Raw genomic sequence first — 24,421 nt, 5'->3', positions numbered from 1 at the left:
GCTGCGCGGGTCTTTCCGTTGTCACGCCCCGCGAGATCTGGAACCGCCCCGGCCTGCCCGCCTTGTCGGCGCGGGTGGGCGAGCACGGCAGCTTCCTCGAGACGATGAAGGCGCGGCTGTCGTCTTCGGACTTCCCGGCCCTCGCCGGCCTGGGCTCGCGCGAGACGGATGATCCCACGATCGCCCTGCTGGACGCCTGGTCGACGGTGGGCGACGTGCTGACCTTCTACCAGGAGCGTCTGGCGAACGAGGGCTACCTGCGCACCGCGACCGAGCGCCGGTCCGTGCTGGAGCTCGCCCGGCTGGTGGGCTACCAGCCGCGCCCGGGCGTGGCGGCCACGACCTATCTCTCGTTCGAGATCGACGCGAACGCGGCCGACCCGGTCACCATTCCGGTCGGGACGAAGGTGCAGAGCCTTCCGGGCCCCGGGGAAGCGCCGCAGACCTTCGAGACCATCGAAAAGCGCGTGGCGCGGCGCGAGTGGAACGCCATCCGCCCTCGCCTGGAGCGCCCGCCGACGGAGGAGACCATCCTCTACGGCGACGACGAGTCGCCGTTCGCGCGCGTCTACGTGAAGGGAATTTCCACCGGGCTGAAGCCGAACGACGCCCTGCTGCTGCAGGTGGGCGATGGAGCCCCGCGTGTCTTGCGGGCCCTGGTGGTGACGCCGAACATCGAAGCGGACCGCACGGAGGTACGATTGGGCCGCTGGCGCGGGGGCGAGGTCGAAGCGCCATCGGCGCTGCTGCTGCGCCGCGCGCTGGCGCAAGCGCAGCGCGCGCCGGCCGAGCGTTATCCGGGCCTGGCGGGCGAGGTCATCGCCGAGGTGGACTTGTTCCTGGCCTGGCTCACGCAGATGGCGACGGCGTCGCCGCTGCATCCCGAACTCGCGATCCTGCTCAGGAGCCGCACGGCGGTCGGGCTGATCCTCGATACCCTCGTCAAGACCCGGCAGGCCACCGCTTCCGCGCCGTCCGAGAGCGCGCTGCTGGACCTCATGGACCGGACCGATGGCGAGGGCGGGCGGAGGGGCTTCGTGCCGGACATCGAGCGCCTCAGCCGCGACGTGATCGAGGAATTCACCGGGATCGACGACGGCGGCATGGTGGGCGCCGAGACCGACGCCCTGGCGGCCCGCCTGGCCGCGCTCGGCCCTTCCGGTGATCTGGAGTCCGGCCCCCAAGCCCGCGCGTCCCGGCTGATGCGCAAGGTGATCGGCCGGCTCGCCGCGGAACGCTCCATCCCCCCGCGCAACAGCGAAGCCCTCGCGCGCGACTACAGGGCCCTGTTCTCCACCACCTCCGACGTGGGCGCCCAGGCCGTGGGCGTCCTGGAGCCGAAGCTGGCCGGGGTCGTCGGCGACGCCCTCGCGAACGTCCGGGTGGCCGATGCGCCACCAATCCGGCTCTGGGTGCTGAAGGATCGTGCGCTGCTGTTCGGTGCGACGGCCCCGCTGAAGGTGCTGGGCGTCGACCAGAAGACCGGCGTGGTCACCACCAGCGAGTGGACGGACGCCGACATCATCGGGACCGAGGACGCGTGGATCATCGCCCTCGACTCGCCAAGGGAGAATCTAGTCTCCGGCGACTGGGTGGTGCTCGACTACGGCGGCGTGTCAGGCAAGCTGGGTCGCATAGGCTTTCCGAAGCTCGACGACGACCAGCTGCTGATCGCCCTGGCAGGCCGCGTGCAGAGCAAGGGCGCGCGCGCCGGTTACGGGATGGTCGGCCAGACGACGCGCATACCGCTGCTGGATCCGCAGTCGCAGGACCCGGTCGCCTGGTTCCGGGCGACGGATGACCGCAGCGACGCCGTCAACGCGTTCCAGTTCGTCCGCAACCTTGCGGTCCTGGTCTCCTCGACGGAGCTCGAGCTGGCGCCGGAGCCGATCACCGCCGAGATCTGCGGCGACCAATGGATCGAGACCGACGCCCTTTACTCGGGCCTTGAGACCGGACGCTGGGTGGTCGTGAGCGGCGAGCGCAGCGACCTGCTCGGCACACCGGGGCTCAAGGGCAGCGAGCTCGCCATGATCGCGGCGGTAAGGCAGGACGTGGCGCGCACCCCCGGCTCCGACGACTTCGCGCCCGGCGAGAGCCTGCACAGCTTCATCCGCCTCGCGGCGCCCCTCGCCTATTGCTACAAGCGCAGCTCGGTCGCCTTGAGCGCCAATGTGGCGAAGGCCACCCATGGCGACGGCCGCTCCGACGTGCTTGGCGGCGGCGACGCCACCGTCGCGCTGCAGAGCTTCATGCTGCGCCAGCCCCCGCTGACCTATGTGCCGGCCAACACGCCCCAGGGCGTCGAAAGCACGCTGCGGGTCTTTGTCGACGGCGTGGAATGGAAGGAGGTCCCGACGACCGTGGGGATGGGACCGTCCGACCGCGTCTTCGTCACCCAGGTGGAGGAGGACGGCGCCACCAGGCTCGTCTTCGGCGACGGCAAGCAGGGCGCTCGCCTGCCCACAGGCCAGGAGAATGTCCTCGCCTTCTACCGCAGCGGCCTCGGCAAGGCCGGGAACGTAGCGCTGGGCCAGATCAACCAGCTGGTGAGCCGCCCGCTCGGCGTGAAGGGGACCTCCAACCCGATCGAGGCCGCCGGCGGCGCCGACCGCGAGCCTCGCGACCGCATCCGAGTCAACGTGCCGCTTGGCGTGCAGGCCTTGGACCGCCTCGTCGGGCCCAAGGACTACGCCGACTTCACCCGCACCTTCGGAGGAATCGGAAAGGCTGCGGCCGATCGCGTCTTCGTCGGCGGCGGGGCAGCCTTGTTCGTCACCATCGCCGGCGCCGACGACATCCCGGTCCCCAAGTCCAGCGGCCTCTACGCGAACCTCGTGGCGGCGCTCCGCACCTTCGGCGACCCGGCGCTTCCGGTCCAGGTTGAGAGCCGCGAGCTGCTGATGATGGTCATGTCCGCCCGCGTGGCGCCGGACCCGGCCTATCTCTGGGAGGACGTGATAGCCCGCGTCCGGGCGGCCCTGGTCGAACGCTACAGCTTCGACCGCCAGGAGCTGGGCCAGCAGGTGGCCCTCTCTGAGGTGATCGGCCTGATCCAGGCTGAGCGCGGCGTACTGTACGTCGACGTGGACGCCCTGGGTGCGGTCTCGCAGCTCACCCCGGACGGCGAACGCCGCTCGCCGCAGGAGCTCTCCGCCGCCATGCGCGAGGTCATCGACGCCGACCTCAGGAACGGCCGGCCCGCACCCTATGTCCGCGTGCGCGGCGCGCGACAGGTTTCGGGAAAGGTGCTGCCTACCCAGCTGGCGATGCTGCCGCCCAGCCTGCCGGAGACCCTCATCTTGACCCGGATCGAAGCCCCATGAGCGCCTCACCCGACCGCCTCTACGAGCTGCTGCCGGACATTTACCGTCTGCGCGACGCCGATCGGGGCTATCCGCTCCGCGAAATGCTGCGCGTCGTGGCCGAGCAGCTGGAGGGCATCGAGGCCGACATCGACCAGCTCTACGACAACTGGTTCGTCGAGACCGCAGCAGACTGGGCCGTGCCTTACATCGCCGAGCTCGTGGGCTATACGGCCGTCAACGCCGCCGGTGACCCGACCACCTCCGCGCCGGCGGAGAACCGGATCCTGGTGCCGCGCCGCGAGGTGGCCAACACCCTGGCCTTCCGTCGCCGCCGCGGGACCCTGTCGGTGCACGAGGATCTGGCGGCCGCCGTCACCGGCTGGCCGTCGCGCGCCGTCGAGCTCTTCCGACGCCTGGCCTGGAGCCAGAACCTCAACTTCCCGCACAACGAGGGACACCGCGCGCGCACCGTCAGCTTCCGCTCCGCCGCCGAGCTGGAGCGGATCAACACCCCCTTCGACCCGTTCGCCCACACGGCCGACCTCCGGCGCATCACCTCCCGCCGCGGGCCGGGGCTGCACAACGTTCCGAGCGTCGGCCTCTGGGTGTGGCGACTGAAGCCCTACACCGTGACCGGCGCGCCCGCCTATTGCCTGGACGAGGGCAAGAACAGCTACAGCTTCTCGGTCCTGGGCAACGACGTCCCGCTGGTGACCAAGCCCGAGCTGGAGCCCTCGCCCACCCACATCGCCACAGAGTTTCACGTCCCTGCGCCCATTCGCCGGCGCGCCTTCGCCGAGCACCCCGAGCGCTACTACGGGGCCGACAAGAGCTTCGTCATCGCCGCCGACTGGGGCGGGCATACTCACAACCGGCCGCTGCCGCTGGACGTCATCATTCCGGCCGACCTGACCGACTGGGCCTATACGCCGCCCAACGGGTTCGTGGCCGTCGATCCGCAGCTGGGCCGCATCCAGTTCCCGGCCAATCAGTTGCCGCGGCGGCAGGTGCGGGTGAGCTACCGCTACGCCTTCAGCGACGACATGGGCGCCGGGGAGTATGCGCGCGTCGTCAGCCAGCCGCCGGACGCGGTGATCTACCGTGTGGGCGAGCGCCAGGAGTTCAGGGAGCTGGGCGACGCGCTGGGCCGCTGGCGGAGCCAGGACCCGCGCTCCGCGGTGATCGAGATCACCGACAGCCGCGCCTATGTCGAGCAGGTCGCCGTGAAGCTGGCGCCCGGGCAGTCGCTGCAGATCCGAGCCGCCGACCGCAAGCGCCCGACGCTGCGCTTGCTCAACTGGCAAACCGATCGGCCCGACACGCTGCAGGTGACGCTGGGCGAGACCTCCAGCTTCCTCCTGGACGGCCTGCTCATCACCGGCCGCGGCGTCACCATCATGGGCGATCCGGAGACGCGGGGCGAAGGCTCGCCCTGCGGATCGCATGTCGAGATCCGCCACTGCACCCTGGTCCCCGGGTGGAGCCTGGACGCCCACTGCAACCCCGCGCGGATGAGCAAGGAAAGCCTGGAGCTGCGCAACGTCCGCGCCCACGTGCGCATCGCCAGCAGCATCCTGGGTCCGATCGAGGTGCATGAGGACGAGGTCCTCGCCGACCCGATCCCGCTCACCATCGAGGACAGCATCGTCGACGCCATGGGCGGCGAGCACGAGGCCATCATCGGACCCGACCAGCGCCACGCCCACGCGGTGCTGACGATCCGGCGCACCACCGTCTTCGGCATCGTACAGCTGCACGCGGTGCAACTGGCCGAGAACAGCATCTTCAACGACTGCGTCCACGTGGCCCGGCGGCAGATCGGCTGCATGCGGTTCTGCTACGTGCCGGCGGGCTGCCGCACGCCGCGCCGCTACAACTGCCAGCCCGACCTCGTGGTCGCAGCGGCCGTCGGCGAAGCGGACAAGGCGCTCGAGGCGCGGCGGGCGACGCCGCAATTTACCGCCCGCCGCTACGCCACGCCCGCCTATGGCCAGCTCGCCGACACGGGCCCGCGCGAGATCGCGACGGGAGCCGACGACGGCGCCGAGATGGGCGCCTTCCACAACCTCTTCCAGCCACAGCGCCTCGCCAACCTGCGGACGCGGCTCGAGGAGTTCACGCCCGCCGGCATGGACGCCGGCGTCCTGCTCGCGAACTGACCCCGGGGGAAACCATGAAGGGCGACTTCTCAACCATCCGCTTCGACCGCGCGAAGCACTACAATCGGCTGCTCAAGCAGCAGGGCCGCGTGGAGCTCGATTCCGACTGGAACGAGCAGACGGCGATCCTCCAGCACCTCATGCGCACCATGATGGCGGATCTCGTGGGGCCCGCCGCCGGCCCCGAGCTTGATTGCGGCTTTGGCCTGGGCGACTGGCAGGCGGCGGGTGAGAAGCCGCGCCAGCACAGCTTCCTGATCGGTCCCGGCCGCTACTACGTGGATGGCATCCTCGTGGAGAACGAGGCGCCCGTCGCCTACACGGCCCAGCCGCACTTCCCTGACCCGCCACTGCTCGACAACGGTGGGACCTACCTCGCCTACCTCGACGTCTGGGAACGGCACGTCACCGTGCTGGAGCACGAAAGCCTGCAGGAAGTGGCGCTCGGCGGGCCCGACACATGCACGCGCGTTCAGACCGCCTGGGCCGTGCGGGTCGTGCCCAACGAAGGCCGGCCGGCGAACAATGCTGCGGAGGGCACCGACGCGGCGGCCGCGGCGGAGCTGCGCGCCGCCATGGCGCGCCTCGCCGAGATCAAGGCCCGCCTCGACGGCGAGCTCACGGCCGCCCAGCGCGCCCGGCTGGAGCAGACCGCGGCACAGCTCGAGAAGCGGATCCAGGACCTCGCCGCCCGCGTCAACGAAGGCCAGCCCAGGTTGCCCAACCCCGAGGTCGACGGCCCGCCGTGCGAGGCCCTGCTGGCAACGCTCCGGGGCTGGCGCTCAGGGTCCATGACGGCTCGGCTTCCCGACAAGACGCCGCCCGACACGCCCTGCGTTTTGCCGATTGAGTCGCGCTATCGCGGCCTGGAGAACCATCTCTACCGCATCGAGATCCATGATGGCGGCGACACGAACGACGCCACCGCCGTGCCGACCTTCAAGTGGTCGCGCGAGAACGGCGCCATCGCCACGCGCCTCATCACGGCCAATGGGGCCGACGTGCAGGTGGCGAATGCCCGCGGCTTCGCGGCGGGCGCCTGGGTGGAGGTCTCGATCGAGGCCGACGAGCTCTCGGGCCGGCCCGGGACCTTGCGGCGCATCGCCCGCGTGGAGGGGAACACGCTCACCCTCGAGGACTCCGTCACGCTGGCCAAGGGCGCGACCAGCGCCATTGTCCGCCGCTGGGACCAGACCGCGAGCGAGGCTCAGCCGCTGAAGAGCGGCGCCATCCCGATCACCGCCGGAACGGGCGAGCAGGGTTGGATCGCGATCGAGGATGGCATCGAGGTGCAGTTCGGCGGGGGTCCCTACCGGTCCGGCGACTGGTGGTGGATCACCGCCCGGGTGGCCACGGGCGAGATCGACTGGCCGAAGGACGGCACCGGCGCGTCCCAGGCCTTGCAGCCGCACGGTGTCATGCACCACTACGCTCCGCTGTACCTGCTGCAGACGACTGACCGGTCCCCGTTCGTCACCCTTGTCGAGGATTGCCGCTGCCGCTTCGCTCGCCTGCCCTGCCTCGGCCACGAAGAGAAAGGCTGAGGCGATCAAGCTTGACCCGAACGCCGCAGAAACCTTCGTGAAGCCACCAGAGCTGCGGCCCGAAACCATGGCGACGGTGCGGGAGCGCCAGCAGCACCGGAATGGTGCCCCGTACCCGTCGCTGCATCGCGGGCCTCTCGGGCCGTAATTCCTGGCGCATGGAGGGGTTTGGTCCGGGGAAGCGCCGGTGCGCCGGTCGCCTCAGCCCGCCAGGGCGCCACGGCGCCATGCCGCACCGGCGGCGAGCGCCGCGACGGCAAGCACGAGCGGGCCAAACGACACCCACAGCACCGTGTCCCACCCATAGGCGGTCAGCAGCCCGCCCGAGGCGAAGGAGCCGACCGCCATCACGCCGAAGACGATGAAGTCGTTCAGCGACTGCACCCGCGTACGCTCCTCCGGCCGGTGGCATTCCAGCACCATCGCGGAGGCGCCGACGAAACCGAAATTCCAACCAAGGCCGAGCAGGGCCAGGCTCCACCAGAAATGCGCGACCTCCTGGCCGAGCAGCCCCGCGACGGCCGCCGCGGCGGTCAGCACCAGACCGGCCGCCACGACGCGCGGCGCCCCGAAGCGGGTGATCAGCCGGCCGGTGAAGAAGCTCGGCGCATACATGGCGATGACGTGCCATTGCAGGCCGAGATTGGCGGCCTCCTGCGACAGGCCGCAGAGGCGCATCGCGAGCGGCGCGGCGGTCATCAGGAAGTTCATCAGCAGGTAGGACACGACGCCGCAGGTCACCGCGACGATGAAGAGAGGCTGGCGCGCGATGGCGGAAATCGGCCGTCCGCCGGCCACCTCGGCCGCGGTCGGCTTGGGGAGGCGGATGCCGGCCAGGATGAAGGCGCAGAGCGCCGCCACCCCGGCCTGCGCCAGGAAGGTCGCGGCGAAAAGGAAGGGCGGCCACAGATCCATGGTGTGCGTGACGATCTGCGGGCCGATCACCCCAGCGAAGACGCCGCCCGCCATCACCAGCGACAGCGCGCGCGCGCGGCGCGCCGCCGGCACGCCATCCGCCGCCGCGAAGCGGAAAGACAGCACCACCGCCGCATAGGCGCCGCCGAAGAAGGTCCCCAGGCAGAACAGCCAGAAGGACCCCAGCACGACCGCAAGCGCCGAGATCAGCCCGACCAGCACGCCGCACCCGGTCCCGGCCAGGAAGGCGGCCCGGCGCCCATGCCGCCGCGCGATGGCGCCAGCCGGCAAGGTGCAGGCGGCCATGCCGACCACGAAGATGGAGATGGGCAGGGTTGCCAGCGCCTTGTCGGGCGCGAGCGTGTTGCCGATGATCGCACCCGTCGCATAGACGATCGTCGCATTCGCGCCGGCCAGTGCCTGCGCGATGGCGAGGCGGGCGACATTGCCCACCTCGTGCGGGGACGCGGCCTCGGCGGTGCCGGGCTGGGACATGGTCGAGTTTTCCTTCAGGCGGCGAGGAGGCCGAGCCAGCGCGTGTCGCGTGGCGAGGGGCGGCGGTGCAGCCGGCGGTCGAGCAGCGTGCGGGCCTTCGCGGCCTCGCCGCCCCGCAGCTGGGCGAGGAGCAGCATCTCCTCCAGCATCTCGCGCTGGGCGCCGCTGCCGCCGATGCGGGCGACCTCGGCCGCGACCGGCTCCAAAATGCGCGCGCAGCCCGCGTAGTCGCCGTCGGCGAAGGCCAGCGCGGCGCGGCAGATCGCAGGTACGACCGGGCCCGCGGCGTAGCTGCCCGCCTCGATCAGGCCCATCAGAGCGGCGACGCGGCGCTCGACCGCGTCGCGATCCCCCGTCGCCGCCTCGAGGATGGCCATGTGGGCATCGGCGAAGGCGAGGCCGGCCTGGGCGAAGGCCGGCTTCGCATAGGCCGCCGCCTCCTGCCACAGCCCCTCCGGCACCGCGTGCCCATAGGCCTGCATCCGCCACAGGAAGGAGGCCGTGTCGGTGACCACGTTGATCGGCAGCCCGGCCGAGACCGCCGGCCGGACATGCTGCCCATAAAGGCCGAGCGCCCGCTCCGTGTCGCCGCGGTCCAGCGCGGCCAGCGCGGCGTGCCAGGCGATGTGGCCGTGCAGCGTGCCGCTGCGGTCGTAGCTCGGCAGCCACTCGGCGATGAGCCGCTCCGCCTCCTCGCCCGCTCCGGCCTCGTGCATCGCGTGAGACAGCGCGTGGGCCGCGTTGGCGTTCTCCTTCCGAAGGTCGAAGCCGCGCTGCACGAGGGCGCGGCCCTGCCCGACCGCGCCGTTCTCCGCGTGGGACCAGCCGCGATAGGTGAGGAACCACCAGTCATCCGCCGCGTAATGCGGGGCGTGGCGCTCGCAAAGGTCCACGCGTGCCTGGTCATGGTCCGCCATGCCGGAAAAGGCGTAGAGCCCGAAGGCGCCGAGCGGCAGCGACAGGATCAGCGCATCGCGCGGCCAGGAATCGAGATGCGCGAGCGCATGATCCAGGGCCCGCCGCGACTGGCCGTTGATCGCGAGGGAAAGCGTCTCCACATGGCTCCCCTCCCGCTCGGTCCCCCTCTCGCGGACGAGTTCCGCCGCACGCGCGATGCTGGCGCGGGCCTGGGCCGGTTCGGCGCGGACGGCGTGCAGGCGGGCGCGCGCGGCATGGGCGAGGGCGAAGCCGGGATCGGCGGCGATCGCCTTCCCCAGCACCTCGGCCGCGCCGGCCCAGGCGGAAAGCAACAGGTCTACGCCCTCGCGGTAGCGTTCGGCGGCACGGTCGGAGGTCGTCGAGAGCGGCAGGCCGCGGCGGTCCAGGCGAGCCATGGCAATTCCCTCATCCTGGGAGTGTCGCTTCCGTATAGGCCGCCGCCGGATGGCCGTCTTTCGACGGGCTGCCATATCATGTAGAATGACCGCCAAAATGGGGCCGTTGCATGCGCTGGGACACCATTGCCGCCCCGCCCGGGACCAGACCGCCCAGCCCCATGACCGTGCGGGCGCAATCCATCCCGGCACGGCACTCCTTCAGCGAGCACAGCCATCCCTGGCACCAGGTCGTCTACGCGATCTCCGGGGTGCTGACGGTGACGGTTGAGGGCCAGTCCTTCGCGATCTCGACGGAGCAGGCGGTCTGGCTGCCGACCGGCCTTCGGCACCGGGTCGGGTCCCTGCTCGGCGCGGAGTTCCGCAGCTTGTGGATCGCCGAGGAGGCTGGTGAGGGTCTGCCCACCAATCCGACGGTCTTCAGCGTTTCCCCCCCTGCTGCAGGCGCTGATCGTTGAGGCGGCGGAGATCGAGGGCCACGGCGACGCAGGCGGCTATGCCGGGCGCGTTTCGGCGCTGATCCTCGACCAATTGCGACGGGCGCGGCCACTGCCCGGCGCCCTCCCCTGGCCGCGCGACGCTTCCCTGGTGACCCTCTGCCAAGCGCTCTACGCGGACCCGTCCGACGGGCGCGGTCCGGAGGCCTGGGGCCGCGAACTCGGCATGTCGGAACGGACCTTGGCGCGCCGGTTCGAGGCGGAGCTGGGCATGAGCCTGCGCTCCTGGCGACGGCGCCTGCGGCTCTTCAAGGCGATCGAACTGCTGGGCGGCGGCTTGAGCGTGACGCGGACGGCGATGGAACTCGGCTACGGCTCGTCCTCGGCCTTCGTCTATGCCTTCCGCACCGCAATGGGATGCAGCCCGCAGGCCTATATGCGGGGCGCGATGGCAGGCCGGCGAACCGGCGCGGGCCCTGCGGCCCAGGACGCGTCGCTACTCGAATGACACCCAGGGGCGCGGCGGCGGTGCCAGGAGGTCCCTCCGTGCCGCCTCGACCGCAGCGTCCAGCGCCGTCAGGAAGCGGGACCGGTCGTCGCGGGTCTGCGGCGCCGGGCCGCCGGTCATGAGACCCGCATCGCGCCGGCCCTGCGCGATCTCCCGGCCCGCCAGCGCCCCACCGATATTGTCCGTGGTCCAGGGCCGCCCGCGCGGGGAAAGCGCCCGCGCGCCCCGCTCCAGGCAGCGAGCGGCCAGCGGGATGTCGGCCGTGATGCAGACATCGCCGCGCACGATGTTCTCGACGATCCAGTCATCCGCCGCATCGGCCCCCTCCGCGACCAGCACGTCGCGCACACTCGGCAGGCCGGAGGGGCGGGCGGCGCGGGCGCCGTTGCTCACCACCACCACGGGCAGGTTCCGGCGCGTGGCGACGCGAAACACCTCCTCGCGCACCGGGCAGGCGTCTCCATCCACGTAAAGCGTCGTCATGGCCCGGACCATGCGCGGGCGGCGCCAAGGCCGCAAGCGCGCCCGGGCCGGGACACGGCCCTGGTCACAGGCCTTCTCACCGTCGTATGGGGATGCTGAACGGGGAACCCAACACGTGCGACGCTCCTTCAGCCTGCGGCTCCACCTGATGGGTCTCGTCGCGGCGGTGCTCGTCCCGTCGCTGATCGCCGGGGGCACGGCTGCGTGGCGCCTCGCCTCCTCCTACAGCGAAGCCTTCGAGGAACGGCTGCAGGACACGGCCAGCGCCCTTGCGCTCTTTGTGGAAAGCGAGATCGGGACCTACCGCACCATCGCGAACGCCCTGGCGCTTTCCCCGATGGCCGAGGGCGAGGACCTGTCCGCCTTCCGGGAATGGGCGCGCAGCCTGACCGAACCGCTCGGCAGCTGGGTGGTCGTGCACGAGATGCAGCCCTTGATCCGGCGCCTGCTGAACACCGCCACCGCCGACGACGCGGTGCTGGCGACCGGTCCGGGGCCGATGACCTCTCGCGCGCTGGGCCAGGCGCTCGAAACCCGGCAGGTGGCCGTCTCCGACTTCATTGTCGGCGGCGCGACCGGCCGGCCCATCGTCGTGGTCGCCGCCCCCGTGATCCGCGACGGCAAGGTCACGCGCATCGTCAGCGTGCCGGTCGACCTGGTGCGGCTCTCCGAGCGGCTGCGCGCCCGCGCGCCGGGCGGGGAGGCCTTCGCCTCCGTCGCCGATAGCGGCGGGAGGATCGTCGCGCGGTCGCGGAACCACCAGCAGCTTCTCGGGATGCTCCCGCCCAGCCGCTCCGTGCCCGAAGCGGCCCGCCGTCAGCGCGTCTTCGAGGCGCCGGCCAGCGATGGCGGCCGTGCGATCTTCTCGGGCCAGAACATCGGGAGCCTGCCGGGCTGGACCCTCGTGGTCGCCGAACCGCATGCCCGCTACCTCGCAAGCTGGCTCACCCCTTTTCTCACGCTCCTCGCAGGTGGGCTGGCCGCCGTGCTGCTGGGCGTCGCCGCGGCGGCCTGGGTCGCGAACCGGATCACGCGCCCGGTCCAGGCGATGATGCAGCGCGCCGGCACCGTGGCCGACCGGCCGGACCGGGAAAAGCGGCCACCTCCGCCTCCCATCGTCCCCGGCGTGCTGGAATTCGAACGGCTCCAGGACGCGACCGAACGCGCCGAGCTGGCGCTGGACGAGCGCGCGCTGGAGTACCAGGCCATCTTCGACACGGCCGCCGCAGGCGTCGCCGAGGTGGATGCCACGACGCTGCGATACGCGCGCGTCAATCGCCGCTTCTGCGAGATCGTCGGGCGCGAGGAGGCGGAACTGGTGGGCCGCCTCGTCCCCGACGACCTCGTCCACCCGGAGGACCGCGGCCGGACACCGGCGGCGGTCGCCCTTCGCAAGCGCCGCGCCATCCAGGTCGAGGGACGCGTGCTGCGGCCGGACGGCAAGCTCACCTGGGTCCGGGCGAGCGCCTCCGTGATCCTCGAACGCGGAACCGGCCGGCCCCTGCGTATCCTCACCATCCTCCAGGACGTCACCGAGCGACGGCAGGCGGAGGAGGCCCGGGCGCTGCTCGCGGGCGAGGTGGATCACCGCGCCAAGAACGCGCTGGCCATCGTGCTGGCCGCGGTCCGGCTGACACCCAGGACGGAGATGGAGGCCTACGCACGCGCCATCGAGGGCCGCGTCGCGGCGCTGGCCCGCACCCACACCCTGCTTGCCGAGGCGCGCTGGACGGGCGCCGACCTCCAGGCCCTCGTGGAGGGGGAGCTTGCGCCCTTCTTGGTGCCGTCCGCTGGCCCGCAGCCCCGCGCGCGCGTGTCGGGGCCCGAACTCGTCGTGGCGGCGGAGGCGGCGCAGACGATCTCGCTCCTTCTGCACGAACTGGCGACCAACGCGACGAAACATGGCGCCCTTTCGGTTCCAGGCGGCTTCGTCGAGGTAAGCTGGGAACGGGATGACGCGGCCTCGATGCTGCGCCTGCGCTGGGCCGAGCGGAACGGGCCGCCCGTGGAAAAGCCCAAGCGGCAGGGCTTCGGCACCCAGGTCATCAATCGCCTCGTCGAGGCGCAGCGCAACGGTATGGTGGAGCGTCACTGGGAGCCCGAAGGCTTCACCTGCGTCGTGACCATGGGGTTCGGCAAACCGCCCGCAAAGCCCGCCCCCCCGAGCCAGCCGCAGGACGTCCCTAGGCCGAAGGAGCCAGCTGGCGTCGGCTAGTGTCCTGACCGAGAAATAGCTGTTCACTTCTGCTTGGCTGTGATTCGTTGCGGCTGGCAGCGGAGGGCGGCGATGGCGGCGCCGAGGGCGGTTCGGATCGAGTTGTCGGAAGTCGAGCGCGCGGAGTTGGAAGCGCGGCTGCGGCGGCGAAAGGTGGCGCGCGGCGACGCGCTGCGGGCGCAAATCGTGCTGCTCGCCGCGGAGGGGCTCAGCAACTTGGCGATTGTGGAGCGGCTCGGGGTCGCCCGCATGACGGTGGCAACCTGGCGCCGCCGTTTCGCCGAGGAGCGCCTCGATGGACTGGCCGACGAGCCGCGCCCGGGCGCGCCGCGGACCGTCAGCGACGAGAAGGTGGCCGAGGTGGTGACGGCGACGCTGGAGAAGCTGCCCGCAGGGCGGACGCACTGGAGTTCGCGCGGCATGGCCAAGGCGGCGGGGCTGGCGCCGTCCACGGTGCAGCGCATCTGGAAGGCGTTCTCGCTCCAGCCGCACCGGGTGGAGACCTTCAAGCTCTCAACCGACCCTCGCTTTGTCGAGAAGGTGCGCGACATCGTTGGGCTCTACATGAGCCCGCCCGAGCGGGCGCTGGTGCTGTGCGTCGACGAGAAGAGCCAGATCCAGGCGCTCGACCGCACGCAGCCGCTGCTGCCGTTGCGTCCCGGCCAAGTCGAGCGGCGCACCCACGACGGCAAGCGTTGCGGCACGACCTCGCTGTTCGCCGCGCTCGACATCAAAGCTGGCACTGTCATCGGCAAATGCATGCCGAGACACAGGGCGGCCGAGTTCCGACGCTTCCTCGACACCGTCGAGGCCCGCGTGCCGGCAGACCTCGATGTTCACGTGGTGATGGACAATGCCGCGAGCCACAAGACGAAGCTCATCCGCGACTGGTTCGCCAAGCGGCCTCGCTGGCACGTCCACTACACCCCGACCTCGGCCTCCTGGATCAACCAGGTCGAGCGGTTCTTCGCGCTGCTGACCGACGGCGCCATCCGGCGAAGTGCTCACCGCTCCACGGCGGAGCTTGAAGCCGCGATCAAGGGCTACATCGATGCCCACAACGCCGATCCCAAGCCTTTTGCCTGGACAAAGAGCGCCGATGACATCCTCGCCGCCGTCCAGCGCTTCTGTCAGCGCACCATCACCGTCCAGGCAAAGTGCCTGGGAACTTCAGAATCAGGACACTAGCTGTTTGGTTGCGGATCATTATTGGGATCCGGTAGGCTTGGCGATCGTGGAGTATCGGCGCCGGTTTGAGCCCCTGCCGCGCGCCATCCTGGGACGGAGGTGAGCCATGCACCAGATCCACCCCAATGCCCGCACCACCCCCGCGGTGCGCGCCGAGATCGCCCGCTCAAGCGAGCCGTCCGGTGTGCTGGCCCAGCGCTTCGGGGTCAGCACCGAGACCATCCGCAAGTGGCGCAAGCGAGGCCCAGAGGGCTGCCTCGATCATTCGGCCAAGCCGCACCGCCTGCCCTGGAAGGCCACAGAGGAGGAGCGCGCCGTGGTCTGCGCCCTGCGCCGGGCCACCAACTTCGCCCTCGATGACCTCACCTTCGTCGTCACCCATTTCCTGCCGCATCTGAACCGCGACAGCATCTGGCGAATCCTCAAGGCCGAGGGCCTCAACCGAAGGCCTCCGCCGTCGTCGGAGCGGCCGAAGCGGGGCACAGGGCGGTTCCGCGATTACGACCTCGGCTTCATTCACATCGACATCAAACAGCTGCCCAAGCTGCAGACCGCCACAGGCGAGCGCCGCAAGCGCTATCTTTATGTCGCCATCGACCGCTGCTCGCGATCGGTTCATCTGGCGGTCAAGGACGACATGACCACGAAGAGTGCCATCGCCTTCCTCCGTGAGGCGGCTGCGGCCTTCCCCTTCCGGATCACCCATGTGCTGACCGACAACGGAAGCTGCTTCTCGCCGGCATTTGAGAAGGTCTGCGCCGCGCTAGGGGCGACGTACCGCCACACCCGGCCCTATACGCCGCAGACGAATGGAATGGCTGAACGCTTCAACGGCCGCGTCGAGAGCGAGGTGCTGGGCATCACCATCTACTTCCATCGCGATCTCGAGCAGCTGCTGCGCGGCTTCAACGCCGCCTACAACGCGCGCCGTCAGCGGGTTCTGGGTGGCAGGACGCCCAATCAGGTCGTGGCCGAGCGCCTCGCCGCCAGGCGAAGACTTCGGAACACGAAGCGCTCTGGTTAGGCCGACACAGAGGACATCGCCAAAGCTCGCCTCATCGTCGAGGCCGCCAAGGAGGTCTCACAACCAGACAGCAGAGGGTGTTACGGACCTAACCTGCGGTAGTACGCAAGAGGAATCCAGTTCGGCTCCGGCTGCTGGCTTCGACGCGAAGCGCTCTCCCTCGAACCAGACCAACGGCTTCCGCTGGGCCGCAATTGCCGCCGAAACACCGAAAGCGATGGACGGGCCACGAAACAAGGTCACAGGCTAGAGACACGGAACGCGAGAAAAGGCTAACTTTTGAGGCCGATCATTTCCCCTCGGAAGAGGAGGGCGCCAGCATGACCTCAGCTTGGGAAGACCCGATCACGAATCCCGCGCGGCTCTCGGCGCTTCAGGCCGTGAAGCTGCTGGACACGCCCACCGAGAACGCCTTCGACCAGCTGACCCGGCTTGCCTGCGAGACGCTCGACGCGCCAATGGCCCTCGTCTCCCTGGTCGATGGCGACCGGCAATTCTTCAAGAGCCACGCCGGTCCCATCCCCGAGGATTTTGCGGTCCAGCGCGAATCTCCGCTGTCCCACTCCTTTTGCCGTCATGCCGTGGCTTCGGGTGAGGCCTTTGTCGTCGAGAACGCAAAGGAGCATCCCCTGGTCAAGGACAACCCAACGGCTCGCGAGTACGGGGTGGCGGCCTATGCGGGCGTGCCACTCTTTTCCGCGGATCAGCAAGTGTTGGGCACGCTTTGCGTCCTCGACACCAAGCCGCGCCACTGGACCCAGGAGCAGCTGCAGCGGCTTTCCGCCCTGACCTCCGTTGCATCATCCCTGATCGCCTATCGGGCAGCCGCGCTTGACTCTGCCGCAGGGGCCGACACGGGCCCGGACCCCGCCAGTGTGGAACGAAGCGAAAGGCTGGCCGAGGCCGCGGCCTCCTACCTGGCCCAGCTGGATGCTTATCGCCGGGTCCTGGCGCGTGTCGAACCCACTGAGCAGAGCATCGAGGAAGAGGCGCGCAGCCGCGCGGCGCTGCTTGCCGCGGAGGACGTGTTGGAGGCGATGCTCGCCTCGGCCGGAACGACCGAGGCGTCCACTTCAGCCGAGACGGCAACGCTGCTTGCCGCCTGCCGTGACCATGCCGATGCCAAGATCCAGCGATCAGTGGCGGTGGCCTCCTTTCAGCAAATGGGCCTTCCGCTCGAGGAAGTTGAGCGGGCCAACGCGCTCGTGGTGCAGACCGAGCAGGAAGTCCGGTTCGCGCTGCGCGGCTACTTGATGAAGGGCGTGTGAGACGGGCGCGACCGAAATGGTGCGACGGGCTGTCTCGCGCGGTGGTCCGCGGTCCGCACATCCCGGATGCTCGTATCGGGTGCCGGCACAACCGCAGTCCGGGTCCGCAACGCGGTCCTGGACCAGGCCCCGCGCCTAGGCCACTCCCCTGCCCTCGCCCTCCCAATGCCGCGCCCGCAGCGCCTTCTTGTCCAGCTTGCCCAGAGGCGTCAGCGGCAGGGTTTCCGCGAACTCCACCTGCTTCGGCACGTGCAGCTTGCCCTTGCAGGCACGCACCAGCTCCATCAGCTCCGCCGCCGTCGCGCGCTGGCCGTCGCGCAGCACCACCACGGCCTTCACCGCCTCGCCCCATTGCGGGTCGGGCACGCCGATCACCGCCGCCATGGCGACGGCCGGATGGGTGGCGAGCACATCCTCCACCTCGCGCGGATAAACGTTGAAGCCGCCGCTCACCACCATGTCCTTTTTGCGGTCCACGATGGAAAGGCGCCCGGCTTCGTCACGCGTCGCGATGTCGCCCGTGTGCAGCCACCCGCCTGCGAAGGCTTCCGCCGTCTGCTCTGGCTGACCCCAGTATCCCTGCATGACGCAGGGCGAGCGGACGCAGATCTCGCCCGCCTCGCCGACCGGCACCTCGTTGCCGTCGCCATCCAGCAGCGCCACCTCGCTCGCTGCCGCGGGGAAGCCGCAGGCGGCCAGCAGCTCGGGCCGCGCCGGGTCGTGGTCCTCGCGCGGCAAGCTGGCGATCGGGTAGCACTCGCTCTGCCCGTAGAGCTGCGAGAAGACGGGGCCGATGCGCTCCAGCCCCTCCGCGAGACGCGTGGGCGCCATGGGCGAGGCGCCGTACAGAAGCAGGTCGAGCGAGGACAGGTCGAAATCCCCCAGCCGCGGGTGGTCGAGCAGCCGGTAGATCATGCTCGGCACCATCAGCGTCGTGGTGATGCGCGCCTCCGCGATGGTGCGCAGCAATTCCTCCGGCTCGAAGCGGCCCAGCAGATGGACGCTGCCGCCGCGCAGCAGCACCGGCACGACATTCGTTCCCGCGACGTGCGAGATGGGCGCGACGGCGAGGAAGCGCGGCCGCGCCGCCCACTCGAACTCCGCCATCACCGTCACCGCCATCTGCGCCAGCCCGCCCGAGGCGCGCATCACCCCCTTGGGACGCCCGGTCGTGCCGCCGGTGTAGTTCAGCGCCGCCAGATCCTCCGGCTTCGACAGGTCGCGCGCCGCGTGAGCGCCCGCCGCCTCCGCCGCGCGGACCAGGTCCAGCCCCGCCTCGTGCGCGCCGAGCGTCAGCAGCCGCAGCCCCGGCAGGGATGCCGCCAGCTCCGCCCCCCGCGCGCCGTAGGACGCGGCATCCACGACGAGGTGCCGCGCCCCGCTATCCTCGATCTGGAAGCGATGCGCCTCCGCCGCACCGAGAGGATGCAGCCATGTCGTCGCGGCGCCCAGCGCCTGCGCAGCGACGCCGACGCTCCAGGCCTCCCAGCGATTGGGCGAAAGCAGCGCGATGCGGTCCCCCGCGCCCAGCCCCTGCGCCGCCAGCACCGCCTGGACGCGACCGATGAAGTCGGAGGCCGCGCCGCCACTCACCTCCGTACCCCCCTCGACGAAGCAGGCGCGGTCGGGACGGCGTCGCAGCGCGCGCAGGGCCAGGGAGGGAAAGGTCGGACCGGTGTTCATGCCGCCAGCGCCCCCCGTGCCGCCTCGTATTCGCGCCGCGTCTCCGCCACCATCTCCGCCACGCTCGGGATCGCGCGGACGCCTGAAACGGAATGCCCCGCGCTCCACACATCCTTCCAGCGCCGGATGCCGCTGCTTCCGCCGCTGCCATAAAGGGCACCCGCGCGCTCCTCCGTCATGTCGGCCGGAAGGTGCGCGGGATCGAGCCCCGCGGCGCGGATCGAGGGGATCAGCGTGTTCGTTTCCAGCCCGGTAAAGGCCTTGGAGAGCAGGATGTCATCCAACGTGCTGTCCACGAGCATGCGCTTGTAGTCCGGGCTGGCCATGCTCTCGGCGGTGGCGATGAACTTCGTGCCCATGTAGCCCAGCTCGCAGCCCAGGGCGCGCGCCGCCAGCAGCGCCGCGCCGTCGCTGATGCCGCCCGCCATCACCAGCGGCTTGTCGGTCATGGCGCGCACCGCGCGGGCGAAGGCGAAGCCATTGGCCCAGCCCGTCTGCCCGCCCGCTCCCGCTGTCAGCAGGATCAGCCCGTCCGCCCCGGCGCGCAGCGCCTTCTCGGCGTGGCGCAGCGAGGCGACATCGGCCAGCACCAGGCAGCCCGCATCGTGCAGCGGCGCGACCACCGGGTCCGGCGCGCCGACCGAGGTGATGACGATCTCGGGCCGGTGGCGCAGCAGCACCGCCAGCTCCTCGCGCAGCGTCACGCGCCGCATGATGAGGTTGAGGCACCAGGGCGCATCACCCGGCGTCAGCGCCCCGCCGATGCGCGTGAGCCAGTCGTCCAGCTCCTCGGGTGAGCGGCAATTCGCACCCGGAAAGGCGCCGATCACCCCGGCACGGCAAGCGGCGATGACAAGCTCCGGGCCCGACACGCGAAACATCGGTGCCGCGATCAGCGGCAGGGCAAGGCGCCCCTCGAACATGCATCCACTCCCTCGGTCCCGGCGCCATGCTGTCTGGACTCGGGGCGTGCGGCAATCGCACCATGGCGTCAACGACACCGGAGGAACCCATGATCGCCCGCCGCACCCTGGCGCTCGGCGCGCTGCTGGCCCTGCCCGCGCCCCTGCGTGCCCAAGGCTTCCCGCAGCGCGCGGTTCGGCTGGTGATCCCCTACGCACCCGGCGGCCTCGCCGACATCATGAGCCGCATCATGGCCCAGGGCATGGGCGATTTCCTGGGCCAGCCCGTCGTGCCCGACAGCCGCCCCGGCGCCGCGACGATCATCGGTCACCAGCAGACGGTCCAGGCGCCGCCGGACGGCCACACGGTCGTCTTCACCAGCGGCGCCGGCTACGTCACCAACCCGCTCCTCTATCGCAACATGCCCTTCGACGCGCAGCGCGACCTGCGCGTCTTCGGCATCGTGGCGGAAACGCCCTTCGTCATGATCGTGCATCGCGACTTCCCGGCGCGCAGCGTGCAGGATTTCGTCGCCGAGGCGCGGCAAAGGCAAGGCGGGCTGAACTACGCCTCGGTCGGGCGCGGCAACCCGCTGGAACTCGCGGCGGAGATGTTCCGCATGGCCGCGGGCATCGAGATGCAGGGCGTGGTCTATAACGGCAGCGCGCCCTCGCACCTCGCGCTCCAGCGCGGCGAAGCGCACATGATGTTCGACGTGCTCGGCAACGCCATGCCGCAGATCCGCGACGGGGCGATGCGCCCGCTGGCCGTCGCGTCGAAGACCCGCCACCCGATGCTGCCCGACGTCCCGACCCTGGCGGAGAGCGGCTTCCCGGACTACTCGGCCGAGACGTGGTTCGGCCTCGCCACCCACCGTGCCGCGCCGGACGCCGCCGTGGCACGGCTGCGGGAGGCTCTGGCGCATGTGCAGCGCGACGAGGCCTTCATCCGCCGCTTCACCGGGGCCGGCATGACCCTGCCCGGCCCGATGGAGGAAAGCGCCATCGAGGCCCGCATCGCCGACGAGCGCGAGAAGTGGCGTCGCGTCATCCAGGCCAATGGCATCTCGCTGGAGATGCGCTAACGGGCGGCAGGCGCGCCGCGATGAAACTGTTGTCATGCGGCAACGAAACCGCGTGACCCCCCGCCGCCGGGCGCCCTAGCCTGCCTCGCCGCCCGGCACGAGCCCGCGGGATAGCGGGTGGTGCGAAGGGGCGAGCGTTGCTGTTGGCTACGGCGCCAGCGCCCTTTCCTCGTTGGTGGCCATCCTCCTCACAGCAAGGCGACGCACCCTCCGCGCATGCAGGGGCGGCGAAGGCTGGCTTCCGGCCCTCACATCGGCCTGGACCAGCAGCGCAAGGGAGGAGACATGCCATGAATCCGAACCAGGCCCTTTGGGAAAAGGGCGACTTCACCCGCATCGCGGCGACCATGCGCGAAAGCGGCGAGAACCTCGTGAAGGATCTCGGGGTTACGAGGGGCCTCAAGGTGCTCGACCTCGGCTGCGGCGACGGCACGACGGCGCTCCCCTCCGCCCGGCTCGGCGCCGAGGTGCTGGGCGTGGACATCGCACGCAACCTGGTGGAGGCAGCAAGCCAGCGTGCACGCGCCGAAGGACTGACCAACATCAGTTTCCAGCACGGCGACGCCTGCGACCTCCAGGACCTGCCGGATCGCTCCTTTGACCTCGTGGTAAGCATCTTCGGTGCGATGTTCGCGCCCAGGCCCTTCGACGTGGCCCAGGCGATGACGCGCGTCACGCGCCCCGGGGGGCGGATCGTCATGGGCAACTGGATCCCGAACGACCCGACGATGGTGGCGCAGGTCCTCAGGATCAGCTCCGCCTATTCCCCACCCCCACCCGAGGGCTTCGTCAGCCCGATGCTCTGGGGCGTGGAGTCGAACGTGCTGGAGCGTTTCGGCAAGGCGGGCGTGCCGAAGGAGAACGTGTCCTTCGCGCGCGACACCTACCACTTCCGGTTCGATGGTCCCCCGGCGGAACTCGTGTCCATGTTCCGGCGCTTCTACGGCCCTACCGTGAACGCCTTCGAGGCCGCCGAGCGCGACGGCCGCGCCGAGGATCTGGAACGCGAGCTCGTGGAGATGGTCGAAAGCCAGAACACCAGCCCGGACAGGAATGTCACCAAGGTTCCCGCCACCTTTCTTCGGGTGACCGTGACGGTGCCGTAGCTCCGCCAGGCAAGCCGGCTCAGACCGGGCAGACCCCGCTCGCGCATTGCAGGTGGGCCCAGTCCACGGCCTCCTGCACCGCGCCGTCGCGGATGCCCTCCACGATGGCGGCGAAGCGTCCGGCGGAGACTTCCTCCTCCGGCAGGTACTCATAGCCCAGCTCGGAGTCCGGGCGGCTCGGCAGGACGGCGCAGCAGCGCACGCGCGGTTGCTCCTCCCGCACGATGTCGCGGAACGCGTCCAGCCCCACGCGGTCGGTGAAGACTTTGAGCGTGTAGCTCACCTGGTTGCCCTGGTGCTCGCCGATCCAGTGCCGCTCCAGCAGGCGCAGCCAGGCATACTGCTCCTCCGGCGAGGCCTCGGGCGCCGTCACCAGCCTTGCCCCCAGGCCGAGGCGCAGCGCCAGCGGCACGGTGGGGAAGCCGACGACGCTCATCCCCGGGAAGCTCCGCAGCGCCCGGACCGGATATCCGCGCGTCTCGTACTCGGCCAGGAGCGGGTCCGAGCCTGGCAGCCACGCGCCCGTCGCCTCGTCCTTGGTGCCCTTGAACTGCACCCAGCGCAGGTATTGCCGCCGCGCCGGAAGATGCGCGCCCTCGGTCAGGCCGAAAAGCTTGCTGGTGGTGCCGGCGGGCTTCACCGTCGTCACCGTCACCGGACGCGCCATGCCCAGGCTCGCGGCGAAGGCATCGGCCTCCGCCTTCGCCGCCTCGGACAGGCGCTCCAGCGCCTGCCAGAAGGGGCGCGACCGCTCCTCGTCCAGCAGGTCGTGGAAGCCCAGGCCGAAGCGCATCCATGCCCATTCGTGCAGGCCGGTGGGGCCGATGCCGATGCGGTTCGTGCGCGCGACCTCCTCCCCATACAGCGCATCCATCCGGTTCGCGCGGATGAGGAAGCGCACGCCGAGCCGCACGCTATCCTCCACGCGCCGGTCCCAGAGCGCGGCCAGCTCAGCGGGCGCCTCGCCCGGGGCGAAGGAGTCGAGCTCGCCCGGGCAGGCCAGCAGTGGCGCGAAATCCGCGATCACGCAGTAGCCGCCCGTGACATGCAGCGTGATCTCGCCGCACGGATTGGTGGTGACTGGAAAGCGCGAGCCGGCGGCGCGGCGCGATGCCTCGGCCAGCAGGGGCGCCGCGTGGTCCACCTGGTAGCGGGCGCTGCGGAAGTCGCGCCCATCCTCGTGCACCGGCTTGGCCCAGGCCTCGCCGGTCCGGTGGTCCTCCAGCCGGTCGCCATTGATGAAGCCGGGCTCGCCGTTGATGTAGGCGCAGCGCGTTGCCTCCGCGAAGACCGCCTTGGCGTGCAGGGTCAGCGCGTCCCCCTCGCCTTCCGGCGCCCGGACGCGGCTCCAGAACTCCGCATCCACCATCACCGAGTTGTTCGCGGTCCAGAGCCCGCCCTCGGACTTTGCGCGCACGAAGCGCAGGACGCCCCGGTCGCGCCAGGACTTGGTGGCCATGCGCGCCGCGCGCCGCGCCCCGCCCACCTGCACCTCGACGGAAAGGTGATGGTCCACCAGCAGCGCCTGCTCCCAGGGCTGCAGCACCTCGCCTTCCGGGTCGCGGTCCCGCGCCGGGACCAGCACCTCGCGCCGGATGTTCAGCAGACCGCGCAGCAGCGACACCGGACCCGAGGAGGGCCGGCCCTGCATCCCCCGGATCGGGCTGCCAGCGGGGCGGATCCCGGACAGGTCGAGGACCAGCACCCGGTCCCGGGCGCCCGCGAAGGCCATGGACTCCAGAAGCTCCACCGCCTTGGCCCAGCCCTCGCGGCTATCCGCCACGCGATGGACCACCGCGCCTTCCGGCGCCGCGCTCAGTTCGGCCAGCATTTCGGTCGCCAGGAAGCCGCGCACCCGCGCCTCGGCCTCCGCGCCAAAGCCGGCCTCGTCCGTGCCCCAGGGAAGGACGCCCATCTCGATCCCGAAGCGCCGCAGGCCGTCCCGCCCGGCTGGGTGGTCGGGGTGGGAGGCGTCCACGTGCAGCAGGAGCGTGGGCGCCTGCCCCCAGTCCACCAGGCAAAGCTCGTCGTCATAGGCGCGGCCGACGCCCGAGCCGTTCAGCAGGAGATAGAACTCGGCGAAGGAGGCAATGGCGGTCGCGCAGTTGGTGAAGACCTCCATGTTGCGCGCGGCCTGCCCGGCATCGCCGTGCTGAAGGTGCCGCCCGGAGGTCAGCAGCGCCCCCGTGGCGATGGCGTTGCGCAGCCTCGCCTGCTCCACCGCATCTCCCAGCGGCGCGAGGCCCATGTTGCCGGCCGCGACCCGGTCTGCGACGCGTCCGAAATCCTCGGCATCCTCGGGCCGGAACACGGTACGCCGGCCCACCGCCACGCCCATGCCCCCATCCAGCGGTCGCGCACGGAGTGGCGCCTCGCCGAAGCTGGCGCCAACAGCGGAACGCGCCGCCTGCCGCTCGAGCGGGTCCTGGAAAAGGGGATGGAAGCCATCCATCGGGGCACTCCGCAATCATGAACACCAATTCGATGGGCACCCGCCGGAAACGTGGCACCGCCCTTCGGGCCGCTTGAGCGGCCTGCGTGAAAACCAGATATGGTGTCGATGGTTGCCCCAAACAACCAAATCTTGCGCTTAGAGGTGAGAACTCGGTCGATCGACCGTGATGGATCGCAGAGGAACAACGCGTTTCCCCGGAATGCGGGCGGGCAGAACCGCCGCCCACTCCCGTCGCGAGAGGAAACGAATCACTGCACGTATTGGAGTGGGCAACGCGGCCGCGACCCGGGGCGCGTCGCTCCCTTCTTACCC

16 protein-coding genes and 1 pseudogene are annotated in these 24,421 nt (G+C 70.6%); 11 read left to right on the top strand and 6 right to left on the bottom strand.

Annotated features, from left to right (window positions below):
- Positions 1-74: 74 nt before the first annotated feature.
- Genes OF850_RS01390 through OF850_RS01380 form a run of 3 tightly spaced genes read left to right on the top strand, consistent with a single transcriptional unit; the run spans position 75 to position 7,011 of the window.
- A complete protein-coding gene (locus tag OF850_RS01390; RefSeq protein WP_301587875.1) occupies positions 75-3,326 on the top strand; it encodes a baseplate J/gp47 family protein in 3,252 nt (1,083 codons plus the stop codon).
- Positions 3,323-5,467, top strand: coding sequence for a hypothetical protein (locus tag OF850_RS01385; protein WP_301587874.1), 2,145 nt, complete (start codon positions 3,323-3,325; stop codon positions 5,465-5,467). Before OF850_RS01390 ends, OF850_RS01385 begins: the two co-directional genes overlap by 4 nt.
- A gap of 14 nt (positions 5,468-5,481) precedes the next feature.
- Positions 5,482-7,011, top strand: coding sequence for a DUF6519 domain-containing protein (locus OF850_RS01380; protein ID WP_301587873.1), 1,530 nt, complete (start codon positions 5,482-5,484; stop codon positions 7,009-7,011).
- Positions 7,012-7,212: 201 nt separating this feature from the next.
- Here OF850_RS01380 and OF850_RS01375 read toward each other — a convergent pair whose 3' ends face one another.
- Positions 7,213-8,421: an MFS transporter gene (locus tag OF850_RS01375; protein WP_301587872.1), complete on the bottom strand. Its 1,209-nt coding sequence runs from the start codon at positions 8,419-8,421 to the stop codon at positions 7,213-7,215.
- Positions 8,422-8,435: 14 nt separating this feature from the next.
- Positions 8,436-9,755 carry a tetratricopeptide repeat protein gene (locus OF850_RS01370; protein ID WP_301587871.1) on the bottom strand — a complete coding sequence of 440 codons (1,320 nt, stop codon included), beginning with the start codon at positions 9,753-9,755 and terminating at the stop codon, positions 8,436-8,438.
- 110 nt (positions 9,756-9,865) lie between these two features.
- Here OF850_RS01370 and OF850_RS01365 point away from each other — a divergent pair, with 110 nt between their 5' ends.
- Both OF850_RS01365 and OF850_RS23605 read left to right on the top strand, forming a co-directional pair.
- A complete protein-coding gene (locus tag OF850_RS01365) occupies positions 9,866-10,213 on the top strand; it encodes an AraC family ligand binding domain-containing protein (RefSeq protein WP_301587870.1) in 348 nt (115 codons plus the stop codon).
- A complete protein-coding gene (locus tag OF850_RS23605) occupies positions 10,146-10,700 on the top strand; it encodes a helix-turn-helix domain-containing protein (protein WP_301587869.1) in 555 nt (184 codons plus the stop codon). The genes OF850_RS01365 and OF850_RS23605 overlap by 68 nt, the downstream gene beginning before the upstream one ends.
- Here OF850_RS23605 and OF850_RS01355 read toward each other — a convergent pair.
- Entirely contained in the window at positions 10,689-11,183 is a 495-nt protein-coding gene (locus tag OF850_RS01355; protein WP_301587868.1) for a YaiI/YqxD family protein, read from the bottom strand. The genes OF850_RS23605 and OF850_RS01355 overlap by 12 nt on opposite strands.
- A gap of 115 nt (positions 11,184-11,298) precedes the next feature.
- On the opposite strand from OF850_RS01355, the gene OF850_RS23600 reads away from it, so the two are divergent.
- The 4 genes and pseudogenes from OF850_RS23600 to OF850_RS01335 all read left to right on the top strand — a co-directional run bounded on the left by OF850_RS23600 (position 11,299) and on the right by OF850_RS01335 (position 16,878).
- Complete coding sequence (locus OF850_RS23600; protein WP_301587867.1) at positions 11,299-13,398, top strand: HWE histidine kinase domain-containing protein; 2,100 nt, start codon at positions 11,299-11,301, stop codon at positions 13,396-13,398.
- 72 nt (positions 13,399-13,470) lie between these two features.
- Positions 13,471-14,586: an IS630 family transposase gene (locus tag OF850_RS01345; RefSeq protein ID WP_301587866.1), complete on the top strand. Its 1,116-nt coding sequence runs from the start codon at positions 13,471-13,473 to the stop codon at positions 14,584-14,586.
- Positions 14,587-14,692: 106 nt separating this feature from the next.
- Positions 14,693-15,712 (top strand): annotated as a pseudogene (locus OF850_RS01340) (IS481 family transposase).
- Between the two features lie 278 nt (positions 15,713-15,990).
- Positions 15,991-16,878: a GAF domain-containing protein gene (locus tag OF850_RS01335; protein ID WP_301587865.1), complete on the top strand. Its 888-nt coding sequence runs from the start codon at positions 15,991-15,993 to the stop codon at positions 16,876-16,878.
- A 135-nt stretch (positions 16,879-17,013) separates the two neighbouring features.
- On the opposite strand, the gene OF850_RS01330 is transcribed toward OF850_RS01335, so the two are convergent.
- Both OF850_RS01330 and OF850_RS01325 read right to left on the bottom strand, forming a co-directional pair.
- Positions 17,014-18,561, bottom strand: a complete 1,548-nt coding sequence (locus tag OF850_RS01330; protein ID WP_301587864.1) for an AMP-binding protein — start codon at positions 18,559-18,561, stop codon at positions 17,014-17,016.
- A complete protein-coding gene (locus OF850_RS01325) occupies positions 18,558-19,484 on the bottom strand; it encodes an NAD(P)H-dependent flavin oxidoreductase (RefSeq protein WP_301587863.1) in 927 nt (308 codons plus the stop codon). The genes OF850_RS01330 and OF850_RS01325 overlap by 4 nt, the downstream gene beginning before the upstream one ends.
- Positions 19,485-19,573: 89 nt before the next feature.
- Here OF850_RS01325 and OF850_RS01320 point away from each other — a divergent pair, with 89 nt between their 5' ends.
- Positions 19,574-20,548, top strand: coding sequence for a Bug family tripartite tricarboxylate transporter substrate binding protein (locus OF850_RS01320; RefSeq protein WP_301587862.1), 975 nt, complete (start codon positions 19,574-19,576; stop codon positions 20,546-20,548).
- A 290-nt stretch (positions 20,549-20,838) separates the two neighbouring features.
- A complete protein-coding gene (locus tag OF850_RS01315) occupies positions 20,839-21,654 on the top strand; it encodes a class I SAM-dependent methyltransferase (RefSeq protein WP_301587861.1) in 816 nt (271 codons plus the stop codon).
- A 19-nt stretch (positions 21,655-21,673) separates the two neighbouring features.
- Here OF850_RS01315 and OF850_RS01310 read toward each other — a convergent pair whose 3' ends face one another.
- Positions 21,674-24,106 carry a recombinase gene (locus OF850_RS01310; RefSeq protein WP_301587860.1) on the bottom strand — a complete coding sequence of 811 codons (2,433 nt, stop codon included), beginning with the start codon at positions 24,104-24,106 and terminating at the stop codon, positions 21,674-21,676.
- Between the last annotated feature and the right edge of the window lie 315 nt (positions 24,107-24,421).

The organism is Sabulicella glaciei, from assembly GCF_026183895.1.
Taxonomy (GTDB): Bacteria; Pseudomonadota; Alphaproteobacteria; order Acetobacterales; family Acetobacteraceae; genus Roseococcus; species Roseococcus glaciei.
The sequence above is the reverse complement of the archived record's forward strand: the minus strand, read 5'-3'. Positions and strand labels throughout refer to the sequence as shown.

Excerpts from the sequence above, each read along its gene's own strand:
- OF850_RS01375 (WP_301587872.1), bottom strand. The coding sequence starts at position 8,421 with ATGTCCCAGCCCGGCACCGCCGAGGCCGCGTCCCCGCACGAGGTGGGC.
- OF850_RS01365 (WP_301587870.1), top strand. The coding sequence starts at position 9,866 with ATGCGCTGGGACACCATTGCCGCCCCGCCCGGGACCAGACCGCCCAGC.
- OF850_RS01325 (WP_301587863.1), bottom strand. The coding sequence starts at position 19,484 with ATGTTCGAGGGGCGCCTTGCCCTGCCGCTGATCGCGGCACCGATGTTT.
- OF850_RS01355 (WP_301587868.1), bottom strand. The coding sequence starts at position 11,183 with ATGACGACGCTTTACGTGGATGGAGACGCCTGCCCGGTGCGCGAGGAG.
- OF850_RS01370 (WP_301587871.1), bottom strand. The coding sequence starts at position 9,755 with ATGGCTCGCCTGGACCGCCGCGGCCTGCCGCTCTCGACGACCTCCGAC.
- OF850_RS01330 (WP_301587864.1), bottom strand. The coding sequence starts at position 18,561 with ATGAACACCGGTCCGACCTTTCCCTCCCTGGCCCTGCGCGCGCTGCGA.
- OF850_RS01315 (WP_301587861.1), top strand. The coding sequence starts at position 20,839 with ATGAATCCGAACCAGGCCCTTTGGGAAAAGGGCGACTTCACCCGCATC.
- OF850_RS01345 (WP_301587866.1), top strand. The coding sequence starts at position 13,471 with ATGGCGGCGCCGAGGGCGGTTCGGATCGAGTTGTCGGAAGTCGAGCGC.
- OF850_RS01310 (WP_301587860.1), bottom strand. The coding sequence starts at position 24,106 with ATGGATGGCTTCCATCCCCTTTTCCAGGACCCGCTCGAGCGGCAGGCG.
- OF850_RS01380 (WP_301587873.1), top strand. The coding sequence starts at position 5,482 with ATGAAGGGCGACTTCTCAACCATCCGCTTCGACCGCGCGAAGCACTAC.
- OF850_RS01385 (WP_301587874.1), top strand. The coding sequence starts at position 3,323 with ATGAGCGCCTCACCCGACCGCCTCTACGAGCTGCTGCCGGACATTTAC.
- OF850_RS01320 (WP_301587862.1), top strand. The coding sequence starts at position 19,574 with ATGATCGCCCGCCGCACCCTGGCGCTCGGCGCGCTGCTGGCCCTGCCC.